Annotated in this window: 12 protein-coding genes; 5 read left to right on the forward strand and 7 right to left on the reverse strand. The window is 67.0% G+C overall.

The window, feature by feature from the left end; genetic code table 11:
• Positions 1–62: 62 nt before the first annotated feature.
• The 5 genes from HUU99_RS06610 to HUU99_RS06630 form a co-directional block, all read right to left on the reverse strand.
• Positions 63–860 (reverse strand): SDR family NAD(P)-dependent oxidoreductase, encoded by a 798-nt coding sequence (locus tag HUU99_RS06610; RefSeq protein ID WP_174285776.1) that lies wholly within the window; start codon positions 858–860, stop codon positions 63–65.
• A gap of 17 nt (positions 861–877) precedes the next feature.
• Positions 878–1,642 carry an SDR family NAD(P)-dependent oxidoreductase gene (locus HUU99_RS06615; RefSeq protein WP_174285777.1) on the reverse strand — a complete coding sequence of 255 codons (765 nt, stop codon included), beginning with the start codon at positions 1,640–1,642 and terminating at the stop codon, positions 878–880.
• 102 nt (positions 1,643–1,744) lie between these two features.
• Positions 1,745–2,797, reverse strand: a complete 1,053-nt coding sequence (locus HUU99_RS06620) for a phosphotransferase family protein (protein WP_174285778.1) — start codon at positions 2,795–2,797, stop codon at positions 1,745–1,747.
• Between the two features lie 112 nt (positions 2,798–2,909).
• Positions 2,910–3,992 carry a Zn-dependent alcohol dehydrogenase gene (locus HUU99_RS06625; protein ID WP_174285779.1) on the reverse strand — a complete coding sequence of 361 codons (1,083 nt, stop codon included), beginning with the start codon at positions 3,990–3,992 and terminating at the stop codon, positions 2,910–2,912.
• Between the two features lie 97 nt (positions 3,993–4,089).
• Positions 4,090–5,373 (reverse strand): acyl-CoA dehydrogenase family protein, encoded by a 1,284-nt coding sequence (locus HUU99_RS06630; RefSeq protein WP_174285780.1) that lies wholly within the window; start codon positions 5,371–5,373, stop codon positions 4,090–4,092.
• 163 nt (positions 5,374–5,536) lie between these two features.
• On the opposite strand from HUU99_RS06630, the gene HUU99_RS06635 reads away from it, so the two are divergent.
• Positions 5,537–6,775 carry a TetR/AcrR family transcriptional regulator gene (locus tag HUU99_RS06635; RefSeq protein ID WP_174285781.1) on the forward strand — a complete coding sequence of 413 codons (1,239 nt, stop codon included), beginning with the start codon at positions 5,537–5,539 and terminating at the stop codon, positions 6,773–6,775.
• Between the two features lie 162 nt (positions 6,776–6,937).
• Here the strand turns inward: HUU99_RS06635 and HUU99_RS06640 are convergent, their stop codons facing one another.
• Positions 6,938–8,182, reverse strand: coding sequence for a metal-dependent hydrolase family protein (locus HUU99_RS06640; RefSeq protein WP_174285782.1), 1,245 nt, complete (start codon positions 8,180–8,182; stop codon positions 6,938–6,940).
• 51 nt (positions 8,183–8,233) lie between these two features.
• Here HUU99_RS06640 and HUU99_RS06645 point away from each other — a divergent pair, with 51 nt between their 5' ends.
• Positions 8,234–10,426, forward strand: coding sequence for a penicillin acylase family protein (locus HUU99_RS06645; protein WP_174285783.1), 2,193 nt, complete (start codon positions 8,234–8,236; stop codon positions 10,424–10,426).
• A 95-nt stretch (positions 10,427–10,521) separates the two neighbouring features.
• Here the strand turns inward: HUU99_RS06645 and HUU99_RS06650 are convergent, their stop codons facing one another.
• Positions 10,522–11,082 (reverse strand): DUF4337 domain-containing protein, encoded by a 561-nt coding sequence (locus HUU99_RS06650; protein WP_174285784.1) that lies wholly within the window; start codon positions 11,080–11,082, stop codon positions 10,522–10,524.
• Positions 11,083–11,204: 122 nt separating this feature from the next.
• Between HUU99_RS06650 and HUU99_RS06655 the strand changes: the two genes are divergently transcribed.
• From HUU99_RS06655 to HUU99_RS06665, 3 genes are read left to right on the forward strand one after another with little or no spacing between them, the layout of a single operon-like run.
• Positions 11,205–11,726, forward strand: coding sequence for a 2Fe-2S iron-sulfur cluster-binding protein (locus tag HUU99_RS06655; RefSeq protein ID WP_174285785.1), 522 nt, complete (start codon positions 11,205–11,207; stop codon positions 11,724–11,726).
• Positions 11,723–12,736 (forward strand): FAD binding domain-containing protein, encoded by a 1,014-nt coding sequence (locus HUU99_RS06660; protein WP_174285786.1) that lies wholly within the window; start codon positions 11,723–11,725, stop codon positions 12,734–12,736. The genes HUU99_RS06655 and HUU99_RS06660 overlap by 4 nt, the downstream gene beginning before the upstream one ends.
• Positions 12,733–15,066 carry a xanthine dehydrogenase family protein molybdopterin-binding subunit gene (locus HUU99_RS06665; protein WP_174285787.1) on the forward strand — a complete coding sequence of 778 codons (2,334 nt, stop codon included), beginning with the start codon at positions 12,733–12,735 and terminating at the stop codon, positions 15,064–15,066. The genes HUU99_RS06660 and HUU99_RS06665 overlap by 4 nt, the downstream gene beginning before the upstream one ends.
• Positions 15,067–15,101 lie beyond the last annotated feature (35 nt).

The raw sequence follows: 15,101 nt of genomic DNA on the forward strand, positions 1-15,101 counted from the left end.
ACCCGGAGCGGCGCGCGTCACGCTCGTGATCCTGGGCTCCTGCGTTTGCAGGAGAACACGCGCTACACCGCCGTTCGCCCGTACTCCTGCTTCGTCACCGGATGGCTCGAAGACAGCCCGCCATCCACCGCGATCGCCTGACCGTTGACATAGCTTGCCGCATCGGACGCGAGGAACAGTGCGACTTCCGCCAGTTCCTCGGGCTGCGCACCGCGGCGAAGCGGGTTGAGGCGGCCGACCCGGTCCATCTTGCCCGCGTCGCGCGCGTAATCGAAGGTCGGTTTGGTCATCCCCGTCTCGGTCAGACCGGGGCAGATCGCGTTGACGCGGACGTTCGATCCCGACAATTGCTGCGCGGAGACCTGCGCGAGATTGATGACGCCGGCCTTGGACGCCGAATAGGCCGGGGAGCCGGCACCGGACCGGATGCCTGCGACGGACGCGGTCAGGACGATCGCGCCGCCCCCCCGTTTGGCGATCTCGGGCGCGGCGTGCTTGATCGCCAGGAATGGTCCGATCAAATTCACCCGCAACACCTCGGTGATGAGCGCGACGTCGGTATCGAAGATGTTCGCCATGCCCCCCGAAATACCCGCGTTCGCGAACATGATGTCGAGGCCGCCGAACTGCTCCCCGGCCAGAGCGACCGCGCGCGCCACGTCTTGCTCGGCCCCCGCATCGATCCGGATCGCGACCGCGGTGCCGCCCGCGTCGGCGATCATCCGGACGGTCTCGTCCGCCCCTTCGGTCCGGTCCGCGGCGACGACCATGCCGCCCTCGGCCGCGAACTGCCGGGCGGCGGCACGACCGATGCCCGAGCCCGCCCCGGTCACGACGATCGATTTATCGGTGAAGCGCATGCGACTCTCCTGTGGCATCAGATCGTCACTCCGCCATCGACGACGATCGTCTGTCCGGTCATGTAACTGCTTGCCGCGGACGCCAGGAACACGACCGCGCCGGCGATTTCGTGTGGTTCGCCGATCCGGCCGAGCGGCGTGGCGCGGTTGCGCGCGGCGACGGCCTTCTCGTCCTCCCATAGCGCCTTGGCGAAGTCGGTCCTGATCAGGCCGGGCGCGATGCAGTTCACGCGGACATTGTCGCCGCCGAATTCATGCGCCAGATTGCGGGCGAGTTGCATGTCCGCCGCCTTGGAAATCGCGTACGCGCCGATCGTCGCTGTTCCACGCAAACCGCCGATCGACGACACGATGATGATCGATCCGTCCTTGCGCTCGCGCATGTCGGGCGCGACCATCGCGATCAGCCAGTGGTTGGAGACGATGTTGTTGTCGAGGACCTTGCGGAACTGATCGTCGCTGATCCCGGCCTGCGGGCCGTAATAGGGGTTCGATGCGGCGTTGCAGACCAGCACGTCGATCCGTCCGAACGCAGCACGGGTTTCGTCGACGAGCTGCTGCAACGCCGCCTTGTCGGAGAGGCCGGCCGCGACGGCGATCGCGGTCCCGTCGCCATATTCGCCGTTGAGTTCGGCAGCGACCGCGTCGCACGCGGCCTGCTTGCGGCTTGAGACGACGATCTTCGACCCGTGCGCCGCCATCTCGAACGCCGCGGCCTTGCCGATGCCGCGGGTCGAACCGGTGATGATCGCGACCTTGCCGGTCAGGTCGAATTGCGACATCTGTATCTTCCACTCTACGGTCTCCTGCGAACGCAGGAGCCCAGGGTTAATTCGCGTGACGCTCGTGACCCTGGGTTCCTGCGTTCGCAGGAACACGAAGGTTCAAGCCCCCGCCAGTTCCGCGAAGCCCCAGCTTGCCGCTGCCAGCCGGTACACCCCCGCTGCGGACTTCTCCGCCTGGGCGCTGGATGCGGTGCCTTCGACGATCCGCTTCTTGATCCCTTGGACGATTCCGGTCAGCCGGAAGAGGTTGAACGCGAAATACCAATTGAGGTCGGGCACGTCGTCGCGCCCGGTGCGCGCGCAATAGCGGCGGGTCATGTCCTCGATCGTCGGTATCCCGGTCGCCGGTCCGGTGCGGCCGAGCACCCCCGACCGGCCCTCGGGCTCGGTCACCCAGCTCATCAGGAAATAGCTGAAATCCGCCAGCGGATCGCCAAGCGTGGATAGTTCCCAGTCGAGGACCGCGATCACCTTCGGCTCGGCGTTCGCGAAGATCATGTTGTCGATCCGGTAATCGCCGTGGACGATCGACGTGCGCGTCTGTTCGGGCACGGTGCGCGGCAGGAAATCGATCAGCCGCTCGACCTCCGGCATCGTCTCGGTCTCGGACGCACGATATTGCCGGGTCCAACGCTCGACCTGGCGCGTGAAGTAATTGCCCGGCTTGCCGTAGTCGCCGAGACCGGCGGCGGCGTAGTCGACATTGTGGAGATCGGCGAGCGTGTCGCACATCGCCCCATAGACCGCCGTGCGTTCCGTGGGCGCATAGTCCGGCAGCGTCCCGTCCCACAGGTTGCGCCCGTCCGCGAGACCCATGACGTAGAACATCGCGCCGATGACTCGCTCGTCGGTGCACAGCCCATAGGGCCGCGCGACGGGAAAACCGGTCGGATGCAGCCCCGCGATCAGCCGGTATTCGCGGTCGACGGCATGCGCACTCGGCAATAACGGGCCATAGGGCTTGCGGCGAAGGACGTATGCTCCCGACGGGCTGTCGATCCGGTACGTCGGGTTCGACTGGCCACCGGCGAACTTCGCATAGCTCAGCGGGCCGGTGAAGCCGGCGACGTTGGCCGCCATCCATTCGCTCAGCCTCGCCTCGTCGAGCCGATCCTTGCCCTCGGCGGGGATGGTCCTGATTTCACCGGTCATGACACCCCTCCTTCGTCATCCCGGGCTCGTCCCGGGATCCAGGGCAACAAGCGCCGCCGTTTCTGGCTCTGGATCCCGGGACGAGCCCGGGATGACGCAAGCATGAGCACCATCACGAGAACGTGATCACGCTGCGGGTCGTGTCGCCCTTGCGCAGCTCGTCGAACGCGTCGTTGATCCGTTCGAGCGGCATCCGGTCGGCGATGATCGTGTCGAGATCGAGCAACCCGCGCAGGTAGAAATCCACCAGCCGCGGGATGTCGACGGGGAAATGGTTGCGGCCCATCAGCGCACCCTGCAGCTTCTTGTCCGCCAGCAGGTCGAGCGCGGACAGCCCGACCTTTTCGCCGAGCGGCATCATCCCGAGGATCGTCGCGGTGCCACCGCGGCGCAGCACCTTGACCGCGGTGGCGGCGGACGGCGCGCGGCCGACCGCCTCGATCGAATGATGCACGCCGCCGCGACTGATCTCGACGACCTCGTCCGCGGCGGTGTCGGACAGCGCGTCGATCGCGTGCGTCGCACCCAGCTTCTCGGCCAGCGCCCGCTTCTCGGGGACGGGATCGAGCGCGATGATCTTGCCCGCGCCCGCGATCTTCGCAGCGTTGACCGCGGCCAGCCCGATGCCGCCGCAGCCGACGATGCACACCGTCTCGCCGGGCACGATCGCGGCGGCGTTGAACACCGCCCCCGCCCCCGTGGTGACCGCACAGCCGAGGAGCGCCGCGCGGTCCATCGGCATGTCGCGGTCGATCGCGACGCAGGCATGTTCGTGGACCAGCATCATCTCGGCATAGCCGCTGAGGTTCAGCATCTGCGCGATCGGCTTGTCGCCCAGCATCAGCCGCGGTGCCGACCCCTTGGGCCGCTTGACGCCGGAGCTGATGCACAAAGACATGCGGCCGGTGACGCAGAATTCGCAGTGGCCGCAAAAGGCGGACAGGCAGGTGACGACGTGATCGCCGACCTTCACCGTCGACACCTCGCCCCCGACCGCCTCGACGACGCCCGCCGCCTCGTGGCCCGGGATGCCGGGCAGCGCGTGCGGATAGGTGCCGTCGACGAAATGCAAATCGCTGCGGCACACGCCGCAGGCGACGGTGCGGATCAGCACCTCGTGTGCGGCGGGCTTGTCGATGGCCACGTCCTCGATGCTGAGGGGCGTCTTGGCTTCGAAGAGGACGGCGGCTTTCACGTTGTTCCACTTTCGTTGATCCTGCCCTCACCCTTTCGCTCCCGCTGGGAGAGGCAAAAGACGCCGAAGGCGGCGAAGGGCGAGGACAGTCTGTTAACTACCGGCTGACGCCCACATCCCCGCTCGACACCCGGTCGCTGTTGCGCGCGCCGTGCTTGCCGAATTCATTGCGTGCGATCGATCGGTTGTGGACCTCGTCCGGGCCGTCGGCGAAGCGAAGCGTGCGCATCGCGGCCCAGTCGTGCGCCAGGCGGAAATCGCCCGATACGCCGCCGCCGCCATGCGCCTGGATCGCGTCGTCGAGGATTCGCAGCGCCATGTTGGGCGCCTGCACCTTGATCATCGAGATCTCGAGCTGTGCCGCCTTGTTGCCGGCCCGATCCATCATGTCCGCGGCCTTCAGGCATAGCAGCCGGGTCATCTCGATATCGATCCGCGCGGTCGCGATGCGCTCTTCCCAGACCGAGAAGTCGGCGATCCGCTTGCCGAATGCGGTGCGGCTCAGCAGCCGCTTGGCCATCGCCTCGATCGCGGTCTCCGCGACGCCGATCGTGCGCATGCAGTGATGGATGCGCCCCGGCCCGAGCCGACCCTGCGCGATCTCGAAGCCACGGCCTTCGCCGAGCAGGACGTTCTCGACGGGCACGCGGACATTCTCCAGCACGACCTCGCCGTGCCCGTGCGGCGCGTGATCATACCCGTAGACCGAAAGCATCCGCTTGATCGTGACGCCGGGCGTATCGAGCGGTACCAGCACCTGCGATTGCTGCTGGTGACGCGAGCCTTCGAAGCTGGTCTTGCCCATCGTGATCGCGATCCGGCAGCGCGGATCGCCGACGCCCGACGACCACCATTTGGTGCCGTTGATGACATAGTCATCGCCGTCGCGGACGATCGACGTTTCGATGTTGGTCGCGTCGGACGATGCGACCGCCGGCTCGGTCATCAGGAAGGCGGAGCGGATCGTCCCTTCCATCAGCGGCTTCAGCCACCGCTCCTTCTGCTCGCGCGTGCCGTAACGGTGAAACACCTCCATGTTGCCCGTGTCCGGCGCGGAGCAGTTGAAGCATTCGCTCGCCCAGCCGACCTTGCCCATCTCCTCGGCGCACAGGGCATATTCGAGGTTGGTGAGCTGCGTGCCTTCGAACGCGAAACTGTCGTCGACATGCGTCTGGCCCGAGTGCGGCGGCATGAAGAAATTCCACAGGCCGGCCGTCTTGGCCTTGGCCTTGACCTCCTCGATCACGGGGATCACCTTCCAGCGATCGCCCTCGTGATGCTGCGCGTCATACTCGGCCTGGCGGGGGCGGATATTGGTATCGATGAATTCCTTCACCCGGTCACGGAAATAGGTCTCGCGTTCGCTCAGCGTGAAATCCACCGGGTCTCTCCATGCCAGGATTTTCGTATGTCGAGGGCTCGCTTAGACCGTACCGCATCTTCGGTAAAGTGGCCCGCCCGGTGGAATGACGGAGCGTTTCGGGCCATCCCGCGCTTCCAAGAAAACACTGTTTCTTCTAAACGAAGCTGATACGGTACCGGAAATGGCGGGGCGCGAGACGATCGAGGAGGAAGCGGCCGGGACCAAGCGGTTCCGGGCCAAACGCGACGCCATCCTGTCCGCCGCGGCGGAGGCGATCAACGAACAAAGCGCCAAGGGCATGACCTTCGCCGACGTCGCACGGCGCGTCGGGCTGAACACCACCAGCGTGACCTATTATTTCAAGCGCAAGGAGGATCTGGCCGCCGCGGCGTTCGAATATACGCTCGACTATCTGCTGGTCATGCTCGACGCCGCGCTAGAGGCACCGACGGCGAGGGAGCGGGTCCGCCGCTACCTCGCGCTCAACATGGCGCGGCTGGCGCGGATCGAACGCGGCGAGGAGCGTCCGTTCGCGGTGCTGTCCGATCTTCGCGCGACCGAGGACCCGATCCGCAACCGGCTGATGAACGGCTGGCGCGAGGTGTTCCGCCGGACACGCGCCTTATGGGGTCCGGCGACCGGCCGCGCACAGACCGATCTTCACGGGGCACGGGCGCATGTGCTGCTGGAGAACACTTTCTGGCTGCCGATCTGGCTGATGCGCTACGATCTCGAGCAATATGACCGGATCGAGACACGGCTGATGGACGTGTTCGCGAACGGGATTGCCGGCCCGGACGTGCGCTGGGCACCGACGATGCTGTCGCTCGATCATCCGGACGCCGAGGCGGGACGCGACGCATTCCTGCTGGCGGCGACCAGGCTGATCAACGAACTGGGCTATCGCGGTGCCAGCGTCCAGCGGATCGCGTCCGAGCTGAACGTGACCAAGGGCAGTTTCTACCACCATCTCGACGCCAAGGACGAGTTGGTCATCGCATGCTACAAGCGCAGCTTCGACACGATCGGCACCGCGCAGACGCTGGCGGACTCGGAAACCGGCAGCCATTGGCACCGGCTGTCGAGCACGATCGCGACGCTCCTCGACATCCAGTTCGCGGAACGTGCGCCGTTGCTTCGTACCACCGCGTTGTCCGGATTGCCGCATCACGCGCGCGATGCGATGGTCGACCGGTCGAACCGGATCGCGCGGCGCTATGCCGGCACGATCATGGATGGTATCGCCGAAGGGTCCTGCCGCCCGGTCGATGCACTGATCGCCGCGCAGACGCTGATGGCATTGCAGAACGCAGCGTTCGACATGCGCAAATGGGCGGGCACGATGCCGCGCGAGCGGGCGATCGCGATGTATGCGTCGACTTTGCTGTTCGGTCTGTTCGACGATCGGGCGGTGGACTGAACGCCTTTGGATAAGCATCGCCCGACTTGATCCCCTCCCCGGCGAAGGCCGGGGCCCATTTGCCCAGGTTTCCGTAATGAGGGACATCGCGCCGCCGCGTGTGTCTCGCAAATGGGCCCCGGCCTTCGCCGGGGAGGGGTAAGGGCAGGCACGGAGCAAGCCCTACCGCACCACCCGCCCGCCCTTCATCACCAGTCTCACCGACCGAACCGCGGCGACATCGACCGTCGGATCGCCCTCGACCGCGACCAGATCGGCAAGCAGCCCCGGTTTCACCCGCCCCACCTTGTCGTCGATCCGGAAGATATGCGCGTTCCCGCTCGTCGCCGCGATCAGCACTTGCGCCGCGGGCATCCCGGCCGCCTGCATCAGCACCATCTCGCGCGCGTTGGTGCCGTGGGCGTAGACGCCGACGTCGCCGCCCATGCAGATCGGCACCCCCGCCGCCCGCGCCATCCGGAACGAGTCGCGGTTCAGCCGTACGCTGTCGGGCGCGGGCTCCTGCCCCTTCCACCCGCGATAGCGCGCGGTCGCGTCCGACGCGGCGAGCGTGGTGCACAGCGCGATCCCGTGGTCGTGCATCGCGCGGAAGATGTCGGGCGTGCCGCCATAGCCATGCTCGATCGTATCGACCCCGGCGGCGATCGCGCGGCGCATCCCCTCGGGCGTAACGCTGTGGACCGCGACGATCCGGCCGGCGTCGTGCGCCGCCGCGGTCGCCGCCGCCATTTCCGCAGCGGACAAGGTCGGACGACTCCCCTCCCCGCCCTGGTAATGATAGTCGGCGTACAGTTTCACGATGTCCGCCCCGCCCGCGATCTGATCGCGGACCGCGCGGACGATGTCGTCGACGCCGCTGACTTCCTGCGCGCCCTGTGGCACGCGGACGCCGGGTTCGAATCCCTTCGGACCGTACGCGCCCTCCGCGACGATCGCCCTGGTCGCGACGAGCAGACGCGGCCCCGGCACGATGCCCTTTTCGATCGCCTGTTTCAGCCCGACGTCTGCGAACCCGGCACCCTCGGTCCCGAGATCGCGCTCGCTGGTGAAGCCCGCCATCAGCGTCGCTTCCGCCTGCGCAACCGCGCGCGCGGTGCGCAGCGCGAGCGGTTCGTGGAGGACCTGGTCGTCCCACGGCGTCTCGTCATACGGGTGCAAGAACAGATGGCTGTGCCCCTCGATCATCCCGGGCATCAGCGTGTCGCCGGGCAGGTCGATCGTCGTCGTGCCGGCGGGTACCGACAGCGAAGGCCCGACCGCGGCGATCCGGTCGCCCTCCACCAGCACCTGCCAGCCCGAATGCGGCTTCGGATCGGTGCCGTCGAACACCTGCGCCGGCCGTAGCAGGATCGTCTGCGCGGTCGCCGGGGTGGCGACGCAGAGGGCGGCGAGGACGATCCATTTCATGGTGCTGACGACCTTCTTGCGGGGCGGACGGACGAGGGATAGCCTCCCGCGATGCACAGACCTAGCCACCGCCTCGCCTATTTGTCGCTGCCGATCCTGTTCGTCGCCCAAGCTGCACCGGCGGCGACACCCGACGAGCAGGTTCGCTGGCATGCGCGTGCCGCGGCGACGACGATCACGCGCGACGACTGGGGCATCGCGCATATCGCGGGCAAGACCGATGCCGATGCGGTCTTCGGGATGACCTATACGCAGGCGGAAGATGATTTCGCGCGGATCGAGGCGAATTATCTGACCGCGCTCGGCCGCACCGCGGAGGCGGAGGGCGAGGAAGCGATCTGGCAGGATCTGCGGCAGCGTCTGTATGTCGATCCGCTCGTGCTGCAACGCCAGTATCGCGAGAGTCCGGCATGGCTGCGAACGCTGATGGATGCGTGGGCCGACGGGCTGAACTTCTATTTGTCGACCCACCCGGCGGTGCACCCGAAGGTGCTGACGCATTTCGAGCCATGGATGGCGCTGAGCTTCACCGAAGGCAGCATCGGCGGCGATATCGAGCGGATTTCGCTGTCGGGGTTGCAGCAATTCTACGGCGGGAAGCCGGTCGCCGCGACCCCGGAGGAAACCGGGGCGCGGCCACGGGAGCCGAAGGGGTCCAACGGCATCGCCATCGCGCCGAAGAACACTGCGAACGGCCATGCGCTGCTGCTCATCAATCCGCACACCAGCTTCTATTTCCGGTCGGAACTGCAGATGACGAGCGGCGAAGGGCTGAACGCCTATGGCGCGGTGACGTGGGGGCAGTTCTTCGTCTATCAGGGCTGGAACGCGCATACCGGCTGGATGCACACCTCTTCGGGCGTCGACAATGTCGACGAATTCGCGGAGACGATCGCATTCCCCCGCGTCGGTCCGCTCCGGTACAGATATGGCCGCGAGTGGCGGCCGCTGGTCGGTACCGCCGTCACCCTCTCCTATCGCAAGCCGGACGGAACGACGGGCACGCGCCAATTCACGACCTATGCGAGCCGGCATGGTCCGATCGTCCGCAAGGACGGCACCAAGTGGATCGCGGAGGCGCTGATGTGGCGACGGGTACCGGCGCTCGAACAAAGCTTCCTTCGCACCAAACAGTCCGACCTCGCGTCGTATCTGAAGGTCGCCGCGCTCCAGGCGAACAGTTCGAACGACACGCTGTTCGCGGACACCAGGGGGGAGATCGCCTATCTCCACCCGCAATTCGTCCCCGTCCGCGACGACCGGTTCGACTATACCCGCCCCGTCGACGGTGCCGACCCTGCGACCGACTGGAAGGGGCTGCATCCCCTCGCTTCGTTGCCGCAAGCGATCGACCCGGAGGTCGGCTGGGCGTTCAACACCAACGATCAGCCCTGGGGCGCGGCCGGGCCGGACAGCCCGCGCAAGGCGGACTACCCGCGCTACATGGATCAGGCGGGCGAGAACGAGCGCGGGGTGCACGCGACGATGCTGCTGACCGACAAGCACGACTTCACGCGCGAGCGCCTGCGTCAGGCGGCGTTCGACAGCTATCTGCCCGCCTTCGCGCGGCTGCTGCCGATGCTGACCGCCGCTTACGACGCGCTCCCCGCGGGCGATGCGCGACGCCGGCAACTGGCGGCACCGATCGGGTTGCTTCGCCGATGGGACGATCGCTGGAGCGCCGATTCCGCCGCCACCTCGCTGGCGGTCTTTTGGGGTGACATGCTGTGGTCCGACGTCGGCGCGTTCGCGAAGGCGGAGCGGATGAACGTGCCCGATTATATCGCGACCCGCGTCACCGCCGACGCCAAGCTCGCCGCGCTGGCGCAGGCGGTCGATCGGCTGACGCGCGACTTCGGGCGCTGGCAGGTGCCATGGGGCGAGATCAACCGCTTCCAGCGGCTGGACGACCGGATCGCGCCGCATTTCGACGATGCCGCACCAAGCCTGCCCGTGCCCTTCACCTCCGCGCAATGGGGATCGCTCGCCTCGTTCGGCGCGCATCCCTATGCGAACACCAGGAAATATTACGGCACCAGCGGCAACAGCTTCGTCGCGATCGTCGAATTCGGCCCGCGTGTCGAGGCATGGGCGGTGACCGCGGGGGGCGAAAGCGGCGACCCGGCCTCGCCGCACTTCGCGGACCAGGCGCTGCGCTACACGAAGGGCGATCTGCGGCCGGTGTATTTCTGGCCCGACGAACTGGCGGGGCATGTCGAGCGGCGATATCGGCCGGGGGAGTGAAGTCGCTGTTTCATCGGCCACCCCGGCGAAGGCAGTGTCGCTTGTGGCCTCTGGCTCCCGCTTTCGCGGAAGAACAAAGCTTCAGATCATGACCTTCAGAACCAGGCCAGGATCGCGAGCACCGTGCCCACCGCCGCCGACGCACCCGCGCCCCAGAACAACCAGCGGCGGCGGGTCAACGCGCTGATCGAAGCGAGCGCGATGGCGATCTGGATGAACGTCATCGCGATCGCCAGCCGGGTGTGGGGCGACAATGCGTGAACCGATTCCGCATTGGCCTCGTCGGACTTCCGATCGAATTCCTCCGCCTGCGTCTTCAGCGCCGTCGCGCGGTCGCGGTATTTGGCCGCGTCGCCGGCCGATGCGGCCGCACCAGGCGCGATCTTCGCGACCGTCTCGGCCAGATGCCGCTTGATATCCTCCGCCTGGTAATAGGCCCAGCCGTCCGACGCGCGCGCCTTCATCAGCACCGCCTCGTTCTTGTAATACAGCGCATCGTTCTGCGTGTGGCCGCCAAGGAAACTGACGATGGCGCCCAGTGTCGCGAGCACCGCAGAGAACAAGGCGATCTTCTGGCTCAGCGGTTCATGATGGTGCGCGCCCTCCTCGATGGCTTCCTCATGCGCGCCGCGGATTTCATAGTCTTCTTCGGGCATCGAATCCTCGCATCGGTTCGCCCGTTGGTACCGCGCGCTTCAGCGGATCGCCAGTCGCGACGGAACTTGCAACCATGCGGTGCCTCACGCGTAGTCGCAGTACCGGCGGATAGGGGTGCGGCATGCAATTCACGATCAACGGCGACCCGGTGGAGGCGGCGTTCGACGTGCGCACTTCGCTGCTCGATCTGCTGCGCGATCACCTCGGGCTGACGGGATCGAAAAAGGGCTGCAACCAGGGTGCGTGCGGGGCATGCACGGTGCTGGTCGATGGCGAACGGATCAATGCCTGCCTCGCGCTCGCGGTCCAGTATCAGGGTCGATCGATCACGACCGTCGAGGGACTGGCAAGCGACGGTACGCTCCACCCGCTGCAACGCGCGTTCATCGAACATGACGGGCTCCAGTGCGGCTATTGCACGCCGGGCCAGCTCTGCTCGGCGGTCGCGATGGCAGGCGAGGCGGAGCGCGGCGTCCCCAGCGTCGTGACGGCAGACCTGTCGGCAGGCACAGTGACGCTCGATCACGACGAACTGCGCGAGCGGATGAGCGGCAATCTGTGTCGCTGCGGCGCGTATAACGGCATCATCGATGCGATCGCCGAAACCTATTCCGTGGACGCAGCGAAGCGGGAGGCGGCATGACCCCGTTCACCTATGCCAGAGCGGACAGCATACCCGATGCGTTATGGCTGGCGGGCGACGATGCCGGCGCGCGGTATCTGGGGGGCGGTACGAACCTGGTCGATCTGATGCGCGAAGGGATCGAACGCCCCGCGACCGTCGTCGACGTCACCGGTCTGTCGGATTCGATCACGACGGAGGACGACGGCGGCCTTACGATTGGCGCGGCGACGACTAATACGGCCCTGGCCGCCGATACTGCGGTGCGGGAACGCTATCCGGTTCTGGCGCGCGCGATCCTCAGCGGTGCGTCGGGCCAGATCCGCAACATGGCGACGGTGGGGGGCAACATCCTCCAGCGGACGCGCTGCACCTATTTCTACGACGATGCGGCACGCTGCAACAAGCGCGTCCCGGGCGCTGGATGCGATGCGCTGGACGGGTTCAACCGTATCCATGCGATCCTCGGCGCGTCCCCGGCCTGCGTCGCGACTCACCCGTCCGACATGTGCGTCGCGCTGGCGGCACTGGACGCGGTCGTGCATCTGGATGGGCCGGGCGGCGCGCGGACCGTACCGCTGGTGGATTTCCATATGTTGCCCGGCAATACGCCGAACGTCGAAACGATATCGCGCCCGCACGACCTCATCACCGCGGTGTCGCTACCCCCGCTGTCGTTCGGCGCGCGATCGGCGTACCGCAAGGTCCGCGACCGGGCGAGCTACGCCTTCGCGCTGGTATCGGTCGCCGCCGCGATCGACATCCAGGACGGCATGGTCCGCGATGTCCGGCTGGCGCTCGGCGGGGTCGCGGCGAAACCCTGGCGAGCGTCGATCGCCGAACGGATGTTGCGCGGCCAGCCTGCAACGGCGACGCATTTCGCGGAGGCCGCGATGGCGGAACTCGCGGAGGCGAAGGGCTTGCGCGACAATGCGTTCAAGATCGAACTGACCAGGCGTACGATCGTCGCCGTGCTCGGCGAATTGACCGGTTCCGCCATACCCGGCGAACCGGCGGGAGAAACCGCATGAGCATCGTCGATACCGTCAAGGAAACGGCGCAGGGTCTTGTGAAAAGCGCGATGGAACGACTGGTGCCGCTGGCTCCCGACCGCTGGATCCCGGGCGGCGTCCCCGACCCGCTGATCGCGCGCAAGCATGGGCTGATCGGCACGCCGGTCTCGCGGCTGGACGGACCGCTGAAGGTGCAGGGTTCCGCGCGGTTCGCCGCCGAGGTGAAACTCGATGACATGACCCATGCCGCATTGGTCTACGGCGCGATCCCGCGCGGCCGGATCGCTGCCCTGGACACCGGAGCAGCAGAGACCGCGCCGGGTGTCGTGCTGGTGATGACCCACCGCAATGCGCCGCGGATGAACCCGCCGGCGGTGTTCGGCTCGTCCCCCACCGCTGTCGGTCCGAGCGATCTGCCGATCATGCAGGACGACCGCATCCACTGGAACGGGCAGCCGATCGCGCTGGTGCTCGCCGAGACACAAGAGCAGGCGGACCATGCCGCGTCGCTGATCGTCGCGACCTATGCGGTGGAGCCGTCGACCTCGTCCTTCGCCGAAGCGAAAGCGGCGGGTGCCGAACCCGGGCTGTTCATGGGCCAGCCGCTGTTGAACGAGATCGGCGATGCGGACGCCGAGTTCGCTGCGGCACCGTACAAGGTCGACAACGTCTATCGCACCCCGCGTCACAATCACAACGCGATCGAACCGCATGCCGCCATCCTGGCGTGGGAGGGCGATACGCTGCGGATCCACGACGCCAGCCAGATGGTGACCGGGACGGCGGCGACGATCGCCGATGTGTTCGATCTGAAGCCCGAAGAGGTTCGGATCACGTCGCCTTATGTCGGCGGCGGTTTCGGCTCGAAAGGACTGTGGGACCACCAGATCCTGGCCGCCGCGGCGGCGAAGCTCGCCGGGCGACCGGTGCGGATCGTGCTGTCGCGCGAAGGCGTGTACCGGATCGTCGGCGGCCGGACGCAGACCGAACAGCGAGTCGCGATCGGCGCGCAGCCGGACGGCCATTTCGCTGCGCTGATTCACACCGGCACCGTCCCGATGTCGCCGCACAACAACATGCCCGAGCCCTTCGTCGTCGGGACGCGCGCGGCCTATGCTGCGGACAGTTTCAAGCTGTCGGTCGAGACGGTGCGGATGAACATGCTCGCCAACACCTTCATGCGTGCGCCGGGCGAAGCGCCGGGCACCTTCGCACTGGAATCCGCGATCGACGAGCTGGCCGTCGAACTGGGTATCGATCCCGTCGAACTGCGGATCCGCAACGAGCCGGACGTCGATCCGATCTCCGGGCGACCCTTTTCGTCGCGTCACATCGTCGAGGCATGGCGCGCGGGCGCGGCGCGGTTCGGCTGGGACAAGCGGAACGCCGTACCCGGATCGCGGCGCGAGGGCGAATGGCTGATCGGCATGGGCTGCGCGACGGGCACCTATCCCTATTACCGGATGCCGGGCGCGGCGGCGCGATTGACCATCGACCGTACCGGGAAGGCGCTGGTCGAGGTCGCCGCGCACGAGATGGGCATGGGCACGTCGACGACCACCGCGATGGTCGCCGCCGAACGGCTGGGTCTGCCGATCGAGCGGGTCGAGGTCCGCTACGCCGATACCATCATCCCCGGCACGATCATGGCCGGCGGATCGCAGCAGACCGCGGCAATCGGCGCGGCAGTGATCGCGGCACACAATGCGATGGTCGCGGAATTGCTGACGCTCGCCGGCAACGACTCGCCGCTGGCCGGACTCTCCCCCGATGAGGTCGGCAGCGAGGACGGCGGCCTCGCCAAGCTGGACGACCCGAGCCGGCGCGAAAGCTATACCTCGATCCTGGCGCGGGCGCAGCGCGACGGCGTGACGGTCTCGGAACAGGCCAGCCAGCCGCTCGAACTGATGCATTGGTCGATGCATTCGCACAGCGCGATCTTCTGCGAGATGCGGGTCAACGCCGTCACCGGCGAACCGCGGGTCGGCCGGATCCTCGGCGCGTTCGATTGCGGCCGGATCCTGAACGCGAAGACCGCGCGCAGCCAGTTCCGCGGCGGGATCATCATGGGGCTCGGCATGGCGCTGATGGAGGAAACGCAGTTCGACGAGCGATCGGGGCGGATCATGAACCCGAGCCTTGCCGAATATCACGTCCCCGTCCATCTCGACGTGCCCGACATCGACGTGATCTGGACCGACATCGCCGATCCGCACACGCCGATGGGTGCGCACGGCGTCGGCGAGATCGGGATCACCGGCGTTGCCGCCGCGGTCGCCAACGCGGTCTACAACGCGACGGGCAAACGCATCCGCGATCTGCCGATCACGCTCGACAAGCTGCTCTGACGCGGCGAAATCGCGGCGGCGTCGGACCGTTCCAT

It is taken from the genome of Sphingomonas bacterium (assembly GCF_903642285.1).
Lineage (GTDB): Bacteria > Pseudomonadota > Alphaproteobacteria > Sphingomonadales > Sphingomonadaceae > Sphingomonas.